This window comes from Streptomyces roseicoloratus, assembly GCF_004117935.1.
GTDB lineage: Bacteria > Actinomycetota > Actinomycetes > Streptomycetales > Streptomycetaceae > Streptomyces > Streptomyces roseicoloratus.
Map to the genome: position 1 here is coordinate 14,329 of NZ_SDOY01000101.1, position 17,607 is coordinate 31,935.

Sequence of the window (17,607 nt, forward strand, 5' to 3'; positions counted from 1 at the left end):
ATGGCCAGCGCCTCCCCGCCCAGGCTCGTCACCGTCAGTGTCGAGGACAACAGCAGGACGATCGCCGCGCGGCTTCGCCGCCGGCGCCGTCGTTGAGACTCTGTCAAGGCTGGGCGTCCCCGCCCCAGCCATGACAGCGGACCTGAAGCACGCATACGCGTCGACTCCCACCCTGGCAGTTCGAACAACCGATTGAGGTGCGGAAACACCAAAAGGCACACGCCTGGCTCAGGCGCGTGCGTGCGCACTCTCTGTCATGTCTGGACCACGTGGCAATTCCGGTCCGGACCGCGTAAAGCAGAGATAAGTGATCTCGCTCACGGGATGAAGAGCGTCGGATCGTCGCACTGACGAGCATTCGGACAGACGCCCCAATAACCCGCGATCATGGCCGTTCTCCGCACCGAAACACCCTGAACCGGACCTCACTGACGCCCCGTCGAGGAGGTTCCCTCGTTTGCGTAACGGATTCATAAATCCTTCACGCATGGACGTGGTCCTTCACGTGTGTGATCGTGTGCGCGCCTTATGCCCCGCGGCCTGCCGAACGGGGCTTGCTGTGTTGTCCACCATCCGTCTGGTTCACACGGGAGTAGACCGCCGTGCCCGCGCCGCCTCGTTATCTCAGCCCCTTCGTGCGCACGCGCACACGGCTGTCCCTGACACTCGGCCTCGTTCTGGCCGCCCTGACCGCTGCCCTGCTGCCCTGGTGGCAGCCCGGCTCCACCCCGCCCGCCGAAGCCGGCAAGCGGCCCGTCGACGCCAAGCCCGCGTCGACCGGCCCCAAGGACGAGGCCACCGCCATGGCCGAGGCCGTCCGCACCGGCAAGAAGGTCCTCGTCGAGACGGCCACCACGGCCACGGACATGACCTGGGCCCTGCCCGAGGGCACGTTCCGCACGCAGGCGCACGCGCTGCCGCAGCGCGCGAAGAACGCCGCCGGACACTGGGCCCCGATCGACAACACCCTGAAGCGTTCCGCGAAGGCGGGCCGTGGACTGGGCATCGCGCCGGTGAACGCCGCCGTGCCGGTCCGGTTCGCCTCCGGGAACGCCGACGGCTCGCGTGCGAACCGCTCGTACGCCCGCGCCCCGCAGCCCGGTGAGTCGGTGCTGGCGGAGGCCGAGTTCGCCGGTCACACCATTTCCTTCACCTGGCCCGGCGCGCTGCCCGAGCCGGTGCTCGACGGTCCGCGCGCCCTCTACTCCGAGGTGCTGCCCGGCGTCGACCTGCTGCTGGTCGCCCGCGAGGAGGGCGGCTTCGGCCAGGTCCTCATCGTGAAGACCGCCGAAGCGGCGAAGAACCCGGCCCTCGCCAAGGTGCGTTACGGGCTGCGCTCGGCCACCGCCACCTTCCGCAACGACCCCGAGCACGGTCGTGTCGTGGCCACGGACAAGGCCGGCAAGGAGGTCGCCTCCCTGCCGACGCCGTTCGCCTGGGACTCCCGCGGCCGCGACCGCGAACTCCCCGCGGGCACCGCGCCGCGCACCGCCACGGGCACCCCGGCCGAGGTCCTGAAGCTGTCCGGCCTGTCCGGCATCGAGCCGGGCGCCACGTCCGCGCAGCTGCCCGTCGCGCTGGAGGGTGACGGCACCGGAACCGCCACGATCGCGCTCGACGTCGCCGGAACGGGTCTGCTGTCGAAGAAGGACGTGACGTACCCCGTCTTCGTCGACCCGACGCTCACTCCCGGCACCGCCGCCTGGGCTCTGGTGGTCAAGAACTACCCGAACTCGAACTACCTCAACGGCACCAACTACAGCGGTGGTACGACCGAGGCCCGCGTCGGCCACGAGAACGACACCAACATCACCGCCCGCTCGTTCTGGCGCATCGGCTTCAACAACAACATCAAGACCGCGACGGTCACGCGCGCCGTCTTCAAGGTGAACAACACCCACTCGTGGTCCTGCAGCGGCCGCGAGTTCCAGTTCTACCGGACGGGCTCGATCTCCTCCGGCACGACCTGGAACGCCCAGCCGTCCTGGTCGGCGCAGCTGAAGAAGTGGAGCTTCGCGCACGGCTACTCCTCGTCCTGCCCGGACGAGTACGAGGCCATCGACGTCAAGTCGACCGCGCAGAGCGCCGCCACCGGCGGCTGGTCGAGCATCACCTTCGGCCTGCGCGCGACCTCGGAGACGGACACCTACACGTGGCGCAAGTTCGCCGCCAAGTCCGCGCTGATGGAGTACGACTACAACCGGCCGCCGAACGAGCCCACCGACGGTGAGATCAACGGCTTCGACTGCGTCGTCAGCGCCACCGGCCCGGGCCAGACCCTGGGCAAGACCAACCTGGTCCTGAAGGCCAAGGCCGTCGACCCCGACAACAACCTCAAGGGTCTGCGGTTCAAGTTCTGGAAGAAGGGCGACGCCGTCCCGGCCGGCACCCTGGTGACCAACCTGTCCAGCGGCTGGGCGTCGACGACGATCGCGTCGACCACCCTGGTGGACAAGGCCACCTACTTCTGGGCGGTCCGCGCCGAGGACTCCGGCGGCCTCTCGTCCAGCTACTTCCCGGCCAACACCGCCGACAACTGCGCCGTCACCATCGACGGCTCGGCGCCTCCGCCGCCGTCGGTCGCCAGCACGGAGTTCAAGCGGGCCACCTCCGACGGAGCCACCTGGGCCACCGTCAAGTTCGGCTCGACCGGCTCCATGACCTTCACCTCCCCGGGCGCCGCCAAGTTCCGCTACGGCTGGGAGGGCGTCAGCTACGTCGACGTGCCCGCCACCAACGGCTCGTACACCGCGACGGGCCTGAAGCCGCTGCACGCCGGTCCCAACTGGATGCACGTCTTCGCGCTGGACTCCGTCGGCAACGTCAGCGCCCGCACCGACTACGCCACCTACGTCCCGCCGCGCGACGCCGCGGACGGACCGATGGACGTGGGCGGCGACGGCGTCCCCGACCTGATGATCATCGACGCCAACGGCAACTTCTTCTCGTACCCGGGCACCCCGGGCGGCGAGCTGTACGCCGGCCTCACCGGCTCGTACTCCATCGGTGCCGACGGCAAGCCGGTCCTGGCGCCCAAGACGCCCTGGTGGAACGGCACCAAGGCCGCGCTGATCTCCCACTACCAGGACGTCTACCCGGGCGACGGCTCGACCGACCTGTTCGCGGTCGACCCCGACGGCACGTTCTACCTGTACCCGGGTGACGGCTACGGCACGTTCAACGTCGACCAGCGGCTGAAGATCCGCCTGCCGTCGAACGCCCCCGCGCCGTCCACCTGGGTCCAGATGAAGGCCATCGGCGACATCACCGGTGACAAGCTGCCGGACGTCGCCGTGCGGGCCGGCACCGCGTTCTGGGTCCTCTCCGGCTACACCGGCGCCAGCTTCCAGTCGGCGACGCTGATGGAGGGCACCGCCTGGGCGCGCCGCGACATCGTCAACCTCGCGGACATCAACAAGGACGGCACGCCGGACCTGCTCTGGCGCAACCTGGACGCCGGCTCCATGTACGTGCGTCACGGCAAGCCGGGCTCCGTGGCCGGCAGCGTCGACCTGAACTCCCTGAAGGTGGCCGCGAACTCGCTCAACGGCGACGTGTCCTACGGCTCCAGCTGGACCGAGGCCAACGTGTCCACGGCGATCGGCATCCCCGACGTCAACGGCGACGGCGTCCCGGACATCTGGGCCCGGTTCGCCGACACCGGCAACATCAAGCTGTACTACCCGTCCACCACCAACACCAACCCGCCGGTCAAGACGGTCCTGTCGGTGAACTGGAACGGCATCAAGTCCTTCGGCTGATCCGTCCCCCGCACACCGGCCGCAGGCCGGCCGTACGGCGAGCGAGCCCCCGGCGCCTCATGGCACCGGGGGCTCGCCCGTCGTGGCGCCCGGGATGACCGTCGAGGCCCGGCGGGCCTCCTGCTGCCGGACACCGGGTCGACAAGTCGTGCGCGAGGGATTGACGGCGTTGCTGACGGCGAGTCTCATAAGTGGCATGGCGAGTCTCACCGAGCCCGACTTCACCCTCCTGCGCGACGCCCTCGGCCCGTTGCGCGACCGCGAGCAGGTCGCCGAACGGCTCCTGGAGTCGTCCCTCCGGCACTCCTTCGACCCCGAGACCGACCTCGACTGGGACGCGCCCTTCGAGGACGGCAAGTGGTTCTGGCCGCCGGAGCTCGTCTCGCTCTACGACACCCCGCTGTGGCGGCGGATGTCCGAGGAGCAGCGGATCGACCTGTCCCGCCACGAGGCCGCCTCGCTGGCCTCGCTCGGGATCTGGTTCGAGGTCATCCTGATGCAGCTCCTCGTCCGGCACATCTACGACAAGCCGCTCACCAGCAGCCACGTCCGCTACGCGCTCACCGAGATCGCCGACGAGTGCCGGCACTCGATGATGTTCGCCAGGCTGATCCGGCGCGGCGGCGCGCCCGAGTACCCGGTGCCGCGGGTCTACCACAACCTCGGCCGGATCCTGAAGACCGTCTCCACCACGCCCGGCTCCTTCGCGGCGACCCTGCTCGGCGAGGAGATCCTCGACTGGATGCAGCGGCTGACCTTCCCGGACGAGCGCGTGCAGACGCTGGTGCGCGGCGTCACCCGCATCCACGTGGTCGAGGAGGCCCGGCACGTCCGCTACGCGCGGGAGGAGCTGCGCCGCCAGATGATCACCGCGCCGCGCTGGGAGCAGGAGTTCACCCGCCTCAGCTGCGGCGAGGCCGCCCGGGTCTTCTCCACCTGCTTCGTCAACCCGGCCGTCTACGACCACGTGGGCCTCGACCGGCGCGAGGCCGTCGCGCAGGTACGGGCGAGCGGCCACCGGCGCGAGGTGATGCAGTCCGGCGCCAGGCGGCTCACCGACTTCCTCGACGACATCGGCGTGCTGCGCGGTCCGGGCCGCCGGCTCTGGAAGTCGTCCGGATTGCTGGCCTGAGGACCCGGCACCGGCGTTACGCTGCGGGCATGACCAGTGCCGCCACGCCCGCGTACCGCCGGCTCAGCGTCGAGGAGCGGCGGCTCCAGCTGCTCGACGCGGCCCAGACGCTGTTCGCGCACCGGCCGCCGGAGGACGTCTCGCTCGACGACGTCGCCGAGGCCGCGGGCGTCTCGCGCCCGCTCGTCTACCGCTACTTCCCGGGCGGGAAGCAGCAGCTGTACGAGGCGGCGCTGCGCTCCTCCGCGGACGCGCTGGAGCACTGCTTCGCCGAGCCGCCCGAGGGCCCGCCCACCGAGCGGCTCGCCCGGGTGCTCGACCGCTACCTGGCCTTCGTCGACCAGCACGACGCCGGGTTCGCCGCCCTGCTGCGCGGTGGGAGCGTCGCCGGGACCTCGCGGACCTCGGCGATCGTGGACGAGGTGCGGCGGGCCGCGGCGGAGCAGATCCTGTTCCACCTGGGCGTGACCGAGCCCGGGCCGCGCCTGTCGATGATGGTGCGGACCTGGATCGCGGCGGTGGAGGCCGCCTCGCTGATCTGGGTGGACGAGGACAAGCGGCCGCCGGCCGGCGAACTGCGGGACTGGCTGGTCGACCACCTGGTGGCGCTGCTGACGGTGACCGCGGCGAGCGACCCGGAGACCGCCGGGGTGGTGGCCCGGATCCTGAGGCAGGAGCGTGCGGCGGGGCCGGTCGGCACGCTGGCGAGGAACGTCGCGCCGGTGGTGAGCGAGGCCGCCCACCTGCTGTGAGTCCGGCGCCGGGCTCGCGCACGGCGGAGGGGACACTGGTGGGGTGAAGAGCGAGAACACCCCTTTCCGCGGCGGCCCCCTCGACGGCCGGGTGCTGCCCGTCCTGGTCGGCCCGACCGGTCATCCTCCGAAGTGGTACGAGGTGCCGGTCCCCGCGCACGACGGCCGCCCCCCGGTGCTGTACGCCTACCGCCGCGAGCCGGCCGGCTACACCAGGCGGCTCGGGCTCCAGCGCGGCTGGGTGTACGTGTACGCGCCGGGCGGGCGGGAGCGCCGGGAGATCAGGTGGCCCTGGTCGAAGCCGGCCGCTCCGGAGGAGGCCGGTCCGTCCGGGAAGCCGACTGCTCCGGACGAGTGAGCGCGCCGAGCCGCCACCCGTTCATCCGTTCATCGGACTATTCCTGCCGTCATCATCCCCGGTGGAGGTGGTGACGTGCCGGGACGACAGCTGCGCACGGTCCGCACGGGGACGAAGGCAGGCTCGGAGACGGGCACGAGGACAGGGGCGACGGCGGGGAGGCAGGCGGGAAGGCGGACAGGGAGGCGGGGCACGAGGCAGGCGGGAAGGCAGGCGGGGACGCGGCCGGGGAGGACGACGCGAAGGCTGACCCGCGTGCTCACCGGTGTGCTGACCGGCGTGCTCGCCACGGTGACGACCCTCGCCGCGGGCCCGGCGGCGGCGACGGCAGCCGCGACGGCTCCCGCCGAACCCACCGACTCCGTATCCGGACTTCTCACCCGCCTCCGCACCCTCTACCAGGAGACCGAGCGGGCGGCCGAGGCCTACAACGCCGCCGACGAGGCGCTCAGGAAGCAGACCGCCGACACCCGCAGGACGGACGCCGAGCTGACCACCGCCCGGCGGGCCCTGGAGCGGGGCCGCGACGAGGCCGGCCTGCTGGCCCGGAAGCAGTACCAGGGCCGCTCCGAACTCTCCCCGTACCTCGGGCTGCTGCTCGCGCCCGACCCCCGGCGCGCCCTCGACCAGGAGCACCTGCTGGCCCGCGCGGCCCGCGAACGGGCCGGCGTCGTCACGCGCCTCCAGACCGCCGAGAAGAAGGCCGACGCCCTCGCCACGGCCTCCCGCAAGGCCCTCGACCGCCGCAAGGCCCTGCTCGCCGGCCTGCGGAAGCAGCAGGACACGGTCAGGACGAGGCTCGGCGAGGTCGAACGGCTGCTCGCCTCGCTCACCGCCGAGCAGCTCGCCCGGCTCGCCTCCCTGGAGAAGGCCCAGACCGCGGGCGCGCAGAGCCAACTCCTCGGCTCCGGTGCCCTCGGCGGTCCGCGCACCCCCACCGCGGCCGGCGCCGAGGCGCTGCGCTTCGCGGTCCGGCAGATCGGCAAGCCGTACGAGTGGGGGGCGGAGGGCCCCGACACCTACGACTGCTCCGGTCTCACCCAGCAGGCCTGGGCGGCGGCGGGCCGCGAGGTCCCGCGCACCAGCCAGGAACAGTGGGCCACGCTCCCCCGCGTGCCCCTCGACCGGCTGCGTCCCGGCGACCTGGTCGTCTACTTCCCCGAGGCCACCCACGTCGCGCTCTACCTCGGCGACGGGCGCGTCGTCCACGCCCCGCGCCCCGGTGCCCGCGTCAAGGTCTCCCCGATCGCCGCCAACCCGCTGCTCGGTGCCGTCCGCCCGGACCCGGACGGCGGGCCCCTGAAGACGTACACGCCGCCCGAGCTCCCCGAGGGAGCCACGGACGGCGCGGACGAGGGCTTCGGCGGGACTCAGCCCGCGGACACCGAGGCCAGGTAGGCGGCGGTCTTCTCCGGGTCGAAGAAGAAGTCCTCGAAGTCCGCGGGGTCGTCGAAGCCGTTCGCGAAGCGGTCGGCGACCGGCTGGAGCTGCCCCGCGGCGCCCAGCAGGCCGAGGACGTGCTCCGGCGGCGGCGCCAGCATCGCGTTGGTCCACTTGGTGACGGGCTCCGCGATCCGCCAGTAGCGGTCGAAGGTGGCCCGCATCCACTCCTCGTCGAAGGGACGGTCGCCGTGCTCGACGATCGACGCGAGGTACGTGGCGGCGCACTTGGACGCCGAGTTGGAACCCTGGCCGGTGATCGGGTCGTTGGCCACGACCACGTCGGCGACGCCGAGGACGAGACCGCCGCCGGGCAGGCGGCCGATCGGGTTGCGGACGGTCGGGGCGTAGCGGCCGGCCAGGGTGCCACCCGCGTCGGTCAGCTCGACCTTGGTGGCACGCGCGTACTCCCAGGGCGTGAACCTCTCCATCAGCTCCAGGGTGAGCGCCAGGTGCTCGGACGGGTCCTTGACGCCCTGGAAGACGTCGAGCGGGCCGCCCGGGACGCCCTCCCAGAAGAGGATGTCGGCGCGTCCCGAGGTGGTGAGGGTCGGCATCACGAACAGCTCGCCGACGCCCGGCACGACGTTGCACCGCACCGCGTCGAACTCCGGGTGCTCCGGCCGCGGGCCGAGACCGTGGACGTACGCCACGGCGAGGGCGCGCTGCGGCCGGTCGTACGGAGAGCGGGCGGCGTCCCGGGCGAACATGGAGACCAGCTCGCCCTTGCCGGCCGCGACCAGGACCAGGTCGTAGCCGCGCGAGAAGTAGTCCAGGTCGCCGACGGCCGCGCCGTGGACGACCAGCTGGCCGCCGCGCTGGACGAAGGTCTCCATCCAGCCGGACATCTTCACCCGCTGGTCGACGGACTGCGCGTGGCCGTCGAGCCGGCCGACCCAGTCGATGGCGCGGGCCGGGGAGTCCGTGCCGACGGTGGCGGGGTCGGCGACCGAGACGCCGAGGCCCTCGATCCTCGGGGCCTGCTGCTCCCAGAAGTCGAGGCCCAGGTCACGCTCGTGCCCGAGCGCGGTGGCGAACATGCACTGCGTGGACATCACCCGCCCGGCGCGGATCTCGTCCGCTGTGCGGTTGGACATCAGGGTGACTTCGTAGCCCTTCGACTGCAGTCCGAGGGCGAGCTGGAGACCGGACTGGCCGGCGCCGACTATGAGTATCTTCCGCATGGGCGACCTTGGGTGTGCTCGGAGGGTGTGCTCGGTGGTGGGCGGAGGGGGAGGGACGAGGGCCGTTCGCGAACGGCAGGGCCGTCCGGGACCGATCAGGAGCCGTTCGGGAACGGCCGGGCCGTCCGGGAACGATCAGGAGCCGTTCGGGAACGACCACGAGTCGTTCGGGAACGCCCGGGCTATTCCGGAGTGGCTTCGAGGGCGTGCTCGACCATCGCGAGCAGCGTCTCGACCACGCTGTACCGCTTGCGCGCGTCCATGATCATTATCGGGACGTGCGGCGGTACGGTCAGGGCGTCCCGGACGTCCTCGATCTCGAACCGCTCGGTGCCCTCGAAGTGGTTGACGGCCACGATGTACGGCAGCTCGCAGCTCTCGAAGTAGTCGAGCGCCGGGAAGCAGTCGGTGAGCCGGCGCGTGTCGGCCATGACGATCGCGCCGATCGCGCCCCGCACCAGGTCGTCCCACATGAACCAGAAGCGCTGCTGGCCGGGCGTGCCGAAGACGTAGAGCACCAGGTCGTCGTCGAGCGTGATCCGGCCGAAGTCCATCGCGACGGTCGTGGTCAGCTTGTCGGGCGTGGCGGTGAGGTCGTCGGTGTCCTCGCTCGCCGAGGTCATCAGCGCCTCGGTCTGGAGCGGGGTGATCTCGGAGACGGCGCGGACGAACGTCGTCTTTCCGACGCCGAAGCCGCCCGCGACGACGACCTTGGTGGCCGTGGGGGCACGCGTGTGGTCCAGCTGCCAGTCCTGGGCGCCCTCTTCGGGATCGGGCGCCGCGGACCCGGCCGGGGATCCGCCCGGGGACTCGGCCGTGGGCTGGGCGGGAATGCCGGCGACCGCCGGCGGTTCGGCGACCGAGGTCGCGTCAGAGACGGCGGAGTCCACTCAGCACCCTTTCGAGGAGCGCGCGGTCGGGCTGGCCGGTGCCGTGACCGGTCCCGTACACACGGATCTTTCCCTGGTCGGCCAGGTCGCTGAGCAGCACCCGGACGACACCCAACGGCATCTTCAGGAGGGCCGAGATCTCCGCGACCGTGCGCATCCGGCGACAGACCTCGACGACGGCCCGCATCTCCGGCATCAGGCCGCGCGCCGCGGGGCCTCGGTCGGTGAGGGCCTTGCGCTCGGGCGCCGCCTCCAGCGCGGCCACGAAGGTCTCCACCAGGAGCACGTGGCCGAAGCGGGTGCGGCCGCCGGTGAGCGAGTAGGGACGGACTCGGGAGGGGCGGCGCCCCTCCCCGCGTATCGGCAGCCGGTGGGCGTGCACGGCCGCGGTCACCGGTCGCCCTCCGCGGTCCGGGCCGACCTGGCCAGTTCACTGCGCAGCTCGGGGGTGAGGACGTGCCCGGCACGGCCCACGAACAGCGCCATGTGGTACGCGACGACGCTCATGTCGCAGTCGGGCGTGGCGTGCACGCCGAGCAGCGAGCCGTCGCTGATCGACATGACGAAGACGCTGCCCTCCTCCATCGCCACCATGGTCTGCTTGACGCCGCCGCCGTCCATCAGCCGGGCGGCGCCCACGGTGAGGCTGCCGATGCCCGAGACGATGGTGGCGAGGTCGGCGCTGGAGCCGCGCGGGCCGTCCGTGCGGTCGGCCGTGGGTGCCCCGGTCTGGGCGTCCGGGTCCGACGAGAGCAGGAGCAGTCCGTCCGAGGACACCACGGCGACGGAGCGGACCCCCGGCACCTCCTCGACCAGGTTGCCCAGCAGCCACTGCAGGTTGCGGGCCTCGCTGCTCAGTCCGAATGTTCCGGTCGCGGTCAACTGCGTGCCTCCTCGACGGTGTCCCCCGTGTTCTCCGTGTACGTATCGGGCCGTGCGGTCTCAGCGGCGCGGATCTCGGCGGCCACGTCGCGGCGGCCGTTCTCGGCTCCTCGCTGGAAGCCGCCGAGCCGCCTGCGCAGCGCCTCGGCGTCCACGCCGCCGCGTCGTATCGGGGCGGCGGAGGTCCTGGTCTGGCGCACGGTCCGCGGCGTCCGCTTGGGCAGGCCCTTGTCGGTGACGCGCTCCCACCGCCCGGCCTGCGGACCGGGCTCGGGCTCCCCGGCCGCCGGTGCCTCCGCGAACGGCTCCTCGGGCGCCCGCTCGTGGACGTCCGGCTCGGCCGGCGGATCCGGCAGCCGCACCTGGAGCGTGGTCTCGGCCACGGACTGTCCGGGGGCGGGGACGGACGGCACGGGCTGCCCGGACGGGGCAGCATGCGCGGTCTGCGCGGTCTGCCGGGTCTGCCGGGTCTGCGCGGACGGGTCAGCCTGCGCGGCCTGCCCTGACTCCCTGGTCTGCTCGAACCGCCCGGGCTGCTCGAACTGCCCGGGCTGCTCGAACTGCCCGGGCTGCTCGAACCGCCCGGCCTGCCCTGGCTCCCCGGCCTGCTCGAACTGCCCGGCCTCGGGCTGCTGCCGTGCCTCCGGGGCGGGGACGCCCTCGTACGTCGGCTCCGGCGCCGTCGCCGCCTGCGCCTCGGCCGCCTGCGCGGCTTCGGCCTCCGCGGCCTCCGCCTCCGCGATCGCGCGTTCCGCCGCCTCGACCAGCGGGTCGCGGTGGCGGGAGGGCAGCGTGTTGGAGTTGGCCTCGGCGACGGAGCCGGGGAGGTTGAGGACGGGCGCCTGGGCGCCCGTGGCCGCGAGCGTCACGGTCGGCGGCACGGTGGCCGGCGGGGCCGTGGGCAGCAGCGGAAGCGGGAGGACCACGACGGCTGTGGTGCCGCCCTGGGTGTGCTCGCGCAGCTCCACCCGTACGCCGTGGCGCGCGGCGAGCAGCGCGGTGACGCGAATGCCGAGTCCCTCGCCGTCCGCGCCGGCGGTCCCGGGGTCGGCGAGCCGGGCGTTGAGCTCGGCGAGGCGGGCCGCGGCGATGCCGATGCCGCCGTCCTGGACGGAGAGCATCACCTCGCCGGACTCCAGGAGCCAGCCGGAGAGCTGGACCTGGGTGTCGGGCGGCGAGAAGGAGGTCGCGTTCTCCAGGAGTTCGGCGATCAGGTGGCTGAGGTCGTCGGCCGCGAAGCCGGCGACCTGGGCGTGCGGGGGCAGCGACTGGATGCTGACCCGCTCGTAGCGCTCGATCTCGCTGACCGCGGCGCGCAGCACGTCCACCAGCGGGACCGGTCCCGGGTGGCCGTGGTGGTGCTCGTGGCCGGCCAGGACCAGCAGGTTCTCGCTGTGCCGGCGCATGACGGTCGCCATGTGGTCCAGCTTGAAGAGGGTGGCGAGCCGGTCCGGGTCCTGCTCGCGCTCCTCCAGCTTCTCGATGACGCCGAGCTGGCGCTCGACCAGCCCGAGGCTGCGCAGCGAGAGGTTGACGAAGGTGTGGTGGACGGTGTCGCGCAGCCGTTCGAGCTCGGCGGTGAGCAGGGCGTTCTGGCCCTGGAGCTCGGCGCGCTGGGCGGCGAGCTCGGCAGCGAGTGCCTCGCGGGCCTCGGCGAGGTCGGCGCGTTCGCCGTCGAGCCGCTCGACCTGGGCGGAGAGCGCGGCCAGCCTGCCCTGAAGGGTGTTGAGGGACCGTACGACCTGGGCGAACTCGTCGTTGCGTCCGGTGAAGCGGATCGGCTGCTCGTGCTGCGGCTCGGGCGCGGCGGCGAGCCGGGCGGCGCCGATGCGGACGGCGGCGAGCGGCCGGGTCATGCTGCGTGCGACGTACGTGGCGATGCCGACGGCGACGAGCAGACAGCCGCCGAGGAAGGCGACGCGGACCTCGAGGGCGGTGACGTCGTCGTCGCGGAGCGCGGAGAGCCGCTCGACGCGCTGGGCGGCGAGCGAGGACTCGACGCCGCGCATCTGCTCGATGCGGGAGGAGAGGGCGGCGTCCAGCTTGGCCGGGTCGGTGTCGAGCTCGGACTCGGAGAGCTCCGGCCGGTCGGTGAGGCGGGCCAGATGGCGCTCGGCGCTCTTCACTTCGGGGCCGGCGACGGTGGCGGCGAGGGAGTCGCGCGCCTCGGTGTCCGCGGCCTGGTCGAAGTCGGCGAGGGCGGCGAGTTCGCGGACCCGGGCCTGCTGGGCGGCGGCGGTGAGCGCGTTGCGGGCGCGGTCGGCCTCCTCCGCGCCCTCGGGCCGGTCGGTGACGTAGGTGCCGGTGGCCGGGTCGTAGTGGGTGGCGCCGCTCGGCTCGGGGCGCGGGACGGCGAGCGCGGCGAGGAGGAGTCCGCGTTCGGTGGAGGCCTGTTCGGTGGCGCGACCGAGGGCGGCGGGGGCGCGGACGGCCTCGGCGGCGCGGGCGGGGGTGTGGGCGGCGAGCCGGTCGGCGAGGGCCTGGAGCTTGGCGATGACGTCGGTGTAGGCCTTGTGGGCCTCCAGGGCGCTGCCCTTGCCGGTGAGCGCGGCGCGCCGGATGGAGGGCACGCCGGCGAGTTCGCGGCGCAGCTCCTCGGGGGCGGCGGGGCGGATCTCGTCGATCTGGCGGTCGACGCGCGCGGAGCGGGCGTCGGTGATGCGGCGCTTGTCCTTGGCGGCACCGTCGCCGCCCTGGTCGTCGCGGCCGGCGGCGATGTAGGCGACGACCTCGTCGCGCTCGTCGGACAGGGAGTGGGCGAGGGTGACGGCCTGGCGGTCGAGCTCCGCGAGGGCGACCAGGCCGACGGACTCGTCGAGGTCGGCGGAGGCGGTGAGGAGCATGGGGGCGCCGGCGGCGAGCATGGTGACGCCGACCAGGGCGACTCCGGCGACGAGGCGGCCGCGGACGCGCTTGGCGCGGCCGCCGGAGGTCACGGGCTCGGGGGTCGCGGGCTCCGCGGGCAGCCCGGGGTTCTGCGGGTCACCGGGGGTCTGGCTCCGCGCGCCGTTGTTGCTCCGAGGCCGCTTCTTCTGCACCGGTGCTCGCATTCTTGACTCGTCCGCCCATGAAGCAGAGGTGACGACCGGTCACATGTAAGAGCCCCCACCCCTGGTGTGTCTTCCGACCATTTCAGCGGTTCTGGTCAGGGGACTGGCATCGGCCGCTCCGCCACCCGAACGAGTGAACAACACTCCGTAGTTGGGGAACAACTCGCCTCCGTGCGCGCAGGGGCGCCGGGCTTACCGCCGGTTGGATCTTCCGCGCGGGCTTTGGCAGGATGCCCGCCCGCAGCTTCCGGAGCCCCCGGCTCCTGCCCCGCCGCCACCGTCGGAACCTTTTGGTACAGGCCATATCGGGTCGTCCGGACGCGTCGGGGAGGACCGGTGCGGCGGGGGCGCCCGGCGGGGCAGACTGTGGATCATGCGTACGGAAGCGGCGTCCCTGCCCGGCAGCACCGAACGGCCCAATGAGGACTGGCTGGCCGCCGTTCTGCCCGCCTCGGGGGTGGGCGGCGTGGTCGTGGTCCTGGACGGGGTGACGCCGCCGGCGGACGGCGACGGCTGTGCGCACGGGGTGCCGTGGTTCACCGCCCGCCTCGGGGGCGCTTTGACGGAACTGTCCGCTTCGCGAGGTGATCTGACGTTGCCCGGGGTCCTCTCCCTGGCAATCCGGCGCACCGCGGACGCCCACCGGAACACCTGTGACCTTTCTCACGTGCGCACGCCGCAGGCGACGGTGGCCATGGCGCGCTGGGGCGCGACCGCGGTGGAGCACCTCGTACTGTCCGACGCGGCCCTGCTCCTCCAGGGCCCGGACGGCGCGGTGCGGTCGGTCCTCGACGACCGGCTCGACCACGTCCCGGCGGAGGTGCTGCGCTCCCGGGAGGCGACGGACCGGCTGCGCAACCAGGAGGGCGGCTTCTTCACGGCCGCCGCCGATCCGTCGGTCGCGGACCGCGCGGTGACCGGTACGACCCCGAGGGCGGAGGTCCGGGCGCTCGCGGCGCTGTCGGACGGGGCGACCCGCTGGGTGGAGCGGTTCCGCGAGGGCGACTGGGCGGACCTCTTCGCGGTCCTGGACGGAGAGGGCCCGTACGGCCTGCTGCGGCGGGTGCGCACGCTGGAGACGGCGTGCGCCGGCGCGGGCGGCCCGCACCGCCGGAAGCTCCATGACGACGCGTCGGCGGTGTACGCGGTGCTGTGACGCGTCGGCGGGCACGCGAACGCCGACCCCGTCGCACCGGTGCGCACGCGGGCCGTGGCGCGCCGACGAGCACGCGGCCCCGCGACGGGCGGGGCCGGCGGCGTGCGGGCGCCGGGTCAGCCCTCCGCCGACCGGACGTTGAAGTGGTGCAGCAGCCGGGCCAGTTCCGCGACCTCCGCGCGGTCCCAGTCGGCGAGCTTGCGCACGTACCGTTCACGGCGGGCGTCCCGCACGTGCCGGAAGCGGCCCTGGCCCTCCTCCGTGAGCCGGACCAGCGAGGCGCGGCCGTCGGCGGGGTCGGGGTCGCGGGCGACCAGGCCGAGTTCCTCCAGGGCGCGCAGCTGCCGGCTCATCGTGGCCTTGCCGACGCCGAACCAGCCGGCGAGGTCGGTGGCGCGCTGGGGCCCGGCCTCGTCGAGGCGTACGAACAGGCCGTAGGCGGCGGGCTCCAGTTCGGGGTGGACCTCGCGGGCCATCTCGCCGGACTGGGCGCGGGCGCGGCGCAGGAAAACCGCCAGTTCCCGCTCCAGGGCGAGGAATTCCTGGTCCACACCATGACCGCCCCTGGGTCCGGGGTCCTTCCCGGTACCGCTTCCGTGCACGTCAGCACCCCTCGCGCGCTTTCCGCTCGCTGAAAGTTTCCTTCGGGCCGCGGCCATCGCCGCAGCTCCTTCAGTATTTCGCAGGCGTAGACCAACGGCGGCACCCAGGCCCTCTTCCGCCGGGCGGTCTACGTGCGTAGCGTCGTGTCCGGCGACACCGCCTGACATGTCCACACCATAAATCCCCGGGGCATGTCCGCCAGGTTCCCCCACCGAGCTTTCGGAGGCACGCGATGCGTGTGCACAGATCCGGAACGTCCCTCGCCGGCGCCGCCCTCGCGGCCCTGGCCCTCCTCCTCCCCCTCACCCTCGCCGGCCCCGCCGGCGCCGCCGAGGACCCCGGCGCCCGACAGGTGCCCGCCCGCGGCTCCGCCTACATGGGCATGGGCGTGATCGCCCACGACGGCCAGGGCGCCCGGCCGGGCGGCATCTCGGTCCAGGCCGTCCAGACCGAGGGCGTCGACGTCTCCAGCCACCAGGGCAACGTCGCCTGGTCGACGCTGTGGAACAGCGGGGTCAAGTGGGCCTACGTCAAGGCGACGGAAGGCACCTACTACAAGAACACCTACTTCACGCAGCAGTACAACGGCTCGTACAACGTGGGCATGATCCGCGGCTCGTACCACTTCGCGACGCCCGACACGACGAGCGGCGCAACCCAGGCCGACTACTTCGTGAACAACGGCGGCGGCTGGTCCAAGGACGGCCGGACGCTGCCCGGCGCGCTCGACATCGAGTGGAACCCGTACGGCGCCACCTGCTACGGCAAGAGCCAGTCCGGGATGGTCTCCTGGATCCGCGACTTCGTGAACCGCTACAAGTACCGGACCGGCCGCGACCCGGTGATCTACACGGCGACCAGCTGGTGGAAGCAGTGCACCGGCAACTACGGCGGCTTCGCCACGGCGAACCCGCTCTGGATCGCCCGGTACGCGTCCACGGTCGGCGAACTCCCGGCGGGCTGGGGCTACTACACGATGTGGCAGTACACCTCGTCCGGCCCGACGGTCGGCGACCACAACCACTTCAACGGGGACCTCACCCGCGTGAAGGCGCTCGCGAACGGCTGACGGGCGCCCACCGGACGCCTACGGGCGCACGCCGGACGCCTGCGACGGACGTCCGCGCCGTACGGGTGCGGCACGGACCGACGACGGGTGCGTACGGCGGACGGCGTGACGAGAAGGGGGCGACGGGCTCCCGGGTGGCGGCAGCGCACCCGGGAGCCCGTCTCTTTCGCCGCACCTCTTGCCCATTGGTATGGACCAATGCGACCCTCGGACCGTGCGCGGCATCCGCAACTGCCGCGTGCCGCAGGCCTGTTGCTCGTCACGTCCTCCCCCACGCACGAGAGAGAGCTGCCCGCATGCCCCGCATCACGACCTCACGGACCCGCCGCGCCGCCGCCGCGACCGCGTTCACCGCCGCCGGCGCCGCCGCGCTGGTCTCCCTCACCCCGGCCGCCGCCCAGGCCCACGGCGCCGTGTTCAACCCGGTCAGCCGGATCGCGGCCTGTTACGCCGAGGGACCGGAGACGCCCACGTCCCAGGTGTGCAAGGACCTCGTCGCCGACTCCGGCACCCAGCCGCTGTACGACTGGAACGAGGTCAACATCGCCAACGCCGACGGCAACCACCAGGCCCTCATCCCGGACGGCAAGCTCTGCTCGGCGAACCGGGAGAAGTACCGCGCCCTCGACTGGGCCCGCACCGACTGGCCCGCCACGCCGGTGAACTCCGGCGCCTTCGGGTTCAAGGTCCGGGTGACCGCGCCGCACTCCGGCACCATGACGATGTACCTCACCAAGCAGGGCTTCGACCCGACCCAGCCGCTCAGGTGGTCCGACCTCGACAGCACCCCGGTCGCCGTCCACCAGACCACCCGCACCGCGACCGACGGCTACTACGCCTTCACCGGCGACCTCCCCGCCCGCACCGGCCGCCACATCGTCTACATGGTGTGGCAGCGCAACGACAGCCCCGAGGCCTTCTACAGCTGCTCGGACGTCACCTTCGGCGGCGCCGCCCAGGCCGTGACCACGACGTCCGCGACCACGACGTCCCGGGCCGCCACGGCCGGGACCGCGCAGGCCCCGACGGAGGCGGAGATCGCGGCGGGCGCCTCCCTGTCGACCGTCAGCCACGCCGGCCACGGCGGCGACGAGCAGGCCCCGGCCCTGTCCGCCGACACCGCCGATGCCCCCGCCTCGCCCCTCCCGCTCGCCCTGGCGGGCGCCGGCGCCCTGGCCGCCTTCGGCGCGGGCAGCCTGCTGCTGACGCGGCGGCGCGGCGAGAACTGACACCGCACACGGCTCACGGAGGGGCATCCGCACCGGGCGCCCCTCCGGTGGCTCCCCGGGCGGTGCCCCGGGCGGCATTTCGCGCCATGTCGGCGCGGACG

The 17,607-nt window shown here is 72.9% G+C and carries 14 protein-coding genes; 8 read left to right on the forward strand and 6 right to left on the reverse strand.

Going from position 1 to position 17,607, the window contains the following annotated elements; genetic code table 11:
* Positions 1-635 precede the first annotated feature (635 nt).
* The 5 genes from ESG85_RS11235 (at position 636) to ESG85_RS11255 (ending at position 7,401) form a co-directional block, all read left to right on the forward strand.
* Entirely contained in the window at positions 636-3,761 is a 3,126-nt protein-coding gene (locus tag ESG85_RS11235) for a DNRLRE domain-containing protein (protein WP_246094934.1), read from the forward strand.
* A 196-nt stretch (positions 3,762-3,957) separates the two neighbouring features.
* Positions 3,958-4,893 (forward strand): AurF N-oxygenase family protein, encoded by a 936-nt coding sequence (locus ESG85_RS11240; RefSeq protein ID WP_128978078.1) that lies wholly within the window; start codon positions 3,958-3,960, stop codon positions 4,891-4,893.
* A gap of 29 nt (positions 4,894-4,922) precedes the next feature.
* The gene (locus tag ESG85_RS11245; protein WP_128978080.1) at positions 4,923-5,645 is read left to right on the forward strand and encodes a TetR/AcrR family transcriptional regulator; all 723 of its coding nucleotides are present in this window, start codon (positions 4,923-4,925) and stop codon (positions 5,643-5,645) included.
* A gap of 43 nt (positions 5,646-5,688) precedes the next feature.
* Positions 5,689-6,003: a hypothetical protein gene (locus ESG85_RS11250; RefSeq protein ID WP_128978082.1), complete on the forward strand. Its 315-nt coding sequence runs from the start codon at positions 5,689-5,691 to the stop codon at positions 6,001-6,003.
* Positions 6,004-6,258: 255 nt separating this feature from the next.
* The gene (locus ESG85_RS11255; RefSeq protein WP_181019009.1) at positions 6,259-7,401 is read left to right on the forward strand and encodes a C40 family peptidase; all 1,143 of its coding nucleotides are present in this window, start codon (positions 6,259-6,261) and stop codon (positions 7,399-7,401) included.
* Here ESG85_RS11255 and ESG85_RS11260 read toward each other — a convergent pair.
* From ESG85_RS11260 to ESG85_RS11280, 5 genes are all read right to left on the reverse strand, one after another.
* Positions 7,374-8,627 (reverse strand): styrene monooxygenase/indole monooxygenase family protein, encoded by a 1,254-nt coding sequence (locus ESG85_RS11260; RefSeq protein ID WP_128978084.1) that lies wholly within the window; start codon positions 8,625-8,627, stop codon positions 7,374-7,376. The two genes, ESG85_RS11255 and ESG85_RS11260, sit on opposite strands and share 28 nt — an antisense overlap.
* A gap of 182 nt (positions 8,628-8,809) precedes the next feature.
* Positions 8,810-9,517 carry a GTP-binding protein gene (locus ESG85_RS11265; protein WP_181019010.1) on the reverse strand — a complete coding sequence of 236 codons (708 nt, stop codon included), beginning with the start codon at positions 9,515-9,517 and terminating at the stop codon, positions 8,810-8,812.
* The gene (locus ESG85_RS11270) at positions 9,498-9,911 is read right to left on the reverse strand and encodes a DUF742 domain-containing protein (RefSeq protein ID WP_128978086.1); all 414 of its coding nucleotides are present in this window, start codon (positions 9,909-9,911) and stop codon (positions 9,498-9,500) included. The genes ESG85_RS11265 and ESG85_RS11270 overlap by 20 nt, the downstream gene beginning before the upstream one ends.
* Positions 9,908-10,399: a roadblock/LC7 domain-containing protein gene (locus ESG85_RS11275; RefSeq protein ID WP_128978088.1), complete on the reverse strand. Its 492-nt coding sequence runs from the start codon at positions 10,397-10,399 to the stop codon at positions 9,908-9,910. The genes ESG85_RS11270 and ESG85_RS11275 overlap by 4 nt, the downstream gene beginning before the upstream one ends.
* The gene (locus tag ESG85_RS11280) at positions 10,396-13,449 is read right to left on the reverse strand and encodes a sensor histidine kinase (RefSeq protein ID WP_128978090.1); all 3,054 of its coding nucleotides are present in this window, start codon (positions 13,447-13,449) and stop codon (positions 10,396-10,398) included. Before ESG85_RS11280 ends, ESG85_RS11275 begins: the two co-directional genes overlap by 4 nt.
* A gap of 373 nt (positions 13,450-13,822) precedes the next feature.
* Here ESG85_RS11280 and ESG85_RS11285 point away from each other — a divergent pair, with 373 nt between their 5' ends.
* Complete coding sequence (locus tag ESG85_RS11285) at positions 13,823-14,605, forward strand: protein phosphatase 2C domain-containing protein (protein ID WP_128978092.1); 783 nt, start codon at positions 13,823-13,825, stop codon at positions 14,603-14,605.
* A 116-nt stretch (positions 14,606-14,721) separates the two neighbouring features.
* On the opposite strand, the gene ESG85_RS11290 is transcribed toward ESG85_RS11285, so the two are convergent.
* Positions 14,722-15,207, reverse strand: coding sequence for a MarR family winged helix-turn-helix transcriptional regulator (locus tag ESG85_RS11290; protein ID WP_128978094.1), 486 nt, complete (start codon positions 15,205-15,207; stop codon positions 14,722-14,724).
* Positions 15,208-15,440: 233 nt separating this feature from the next.
* Here ESG85_RS11290 and ESG85_RS11295 point away from each other — a divergent pair, with 233 nt between their 5' ends.
* Both ESG85_RS11295 and ESG85_RS11300 read left to right on the forward strand, forming a co-directional pair.
* On the forward strand, positions 15,441-16,277 hold the full coding sequence (locus ESG85_RS11295) for a lysozyme (protein WP_128978096.1): 837 nt from the start codon (positions 15,441-15,443) through the stop codon (positions 16,275-16,277).
* Positions 16,278-16,573: 296 nt separating this feature from the next.
* Positions 16,574-17,506, forward strand: a complete 933-nt coding sequence (locus ESG85_RS11300) for a lytic polysaccharide monooxygenase auxiliary activity family 9 protein (RefSeq protein ID WP_128978098.1) — start codon at positions 16,574-16,576, stop codon at positions 17,504-17,506.
* Positions 17,507-17,607 lie beyond the last annotated feature (101 nt).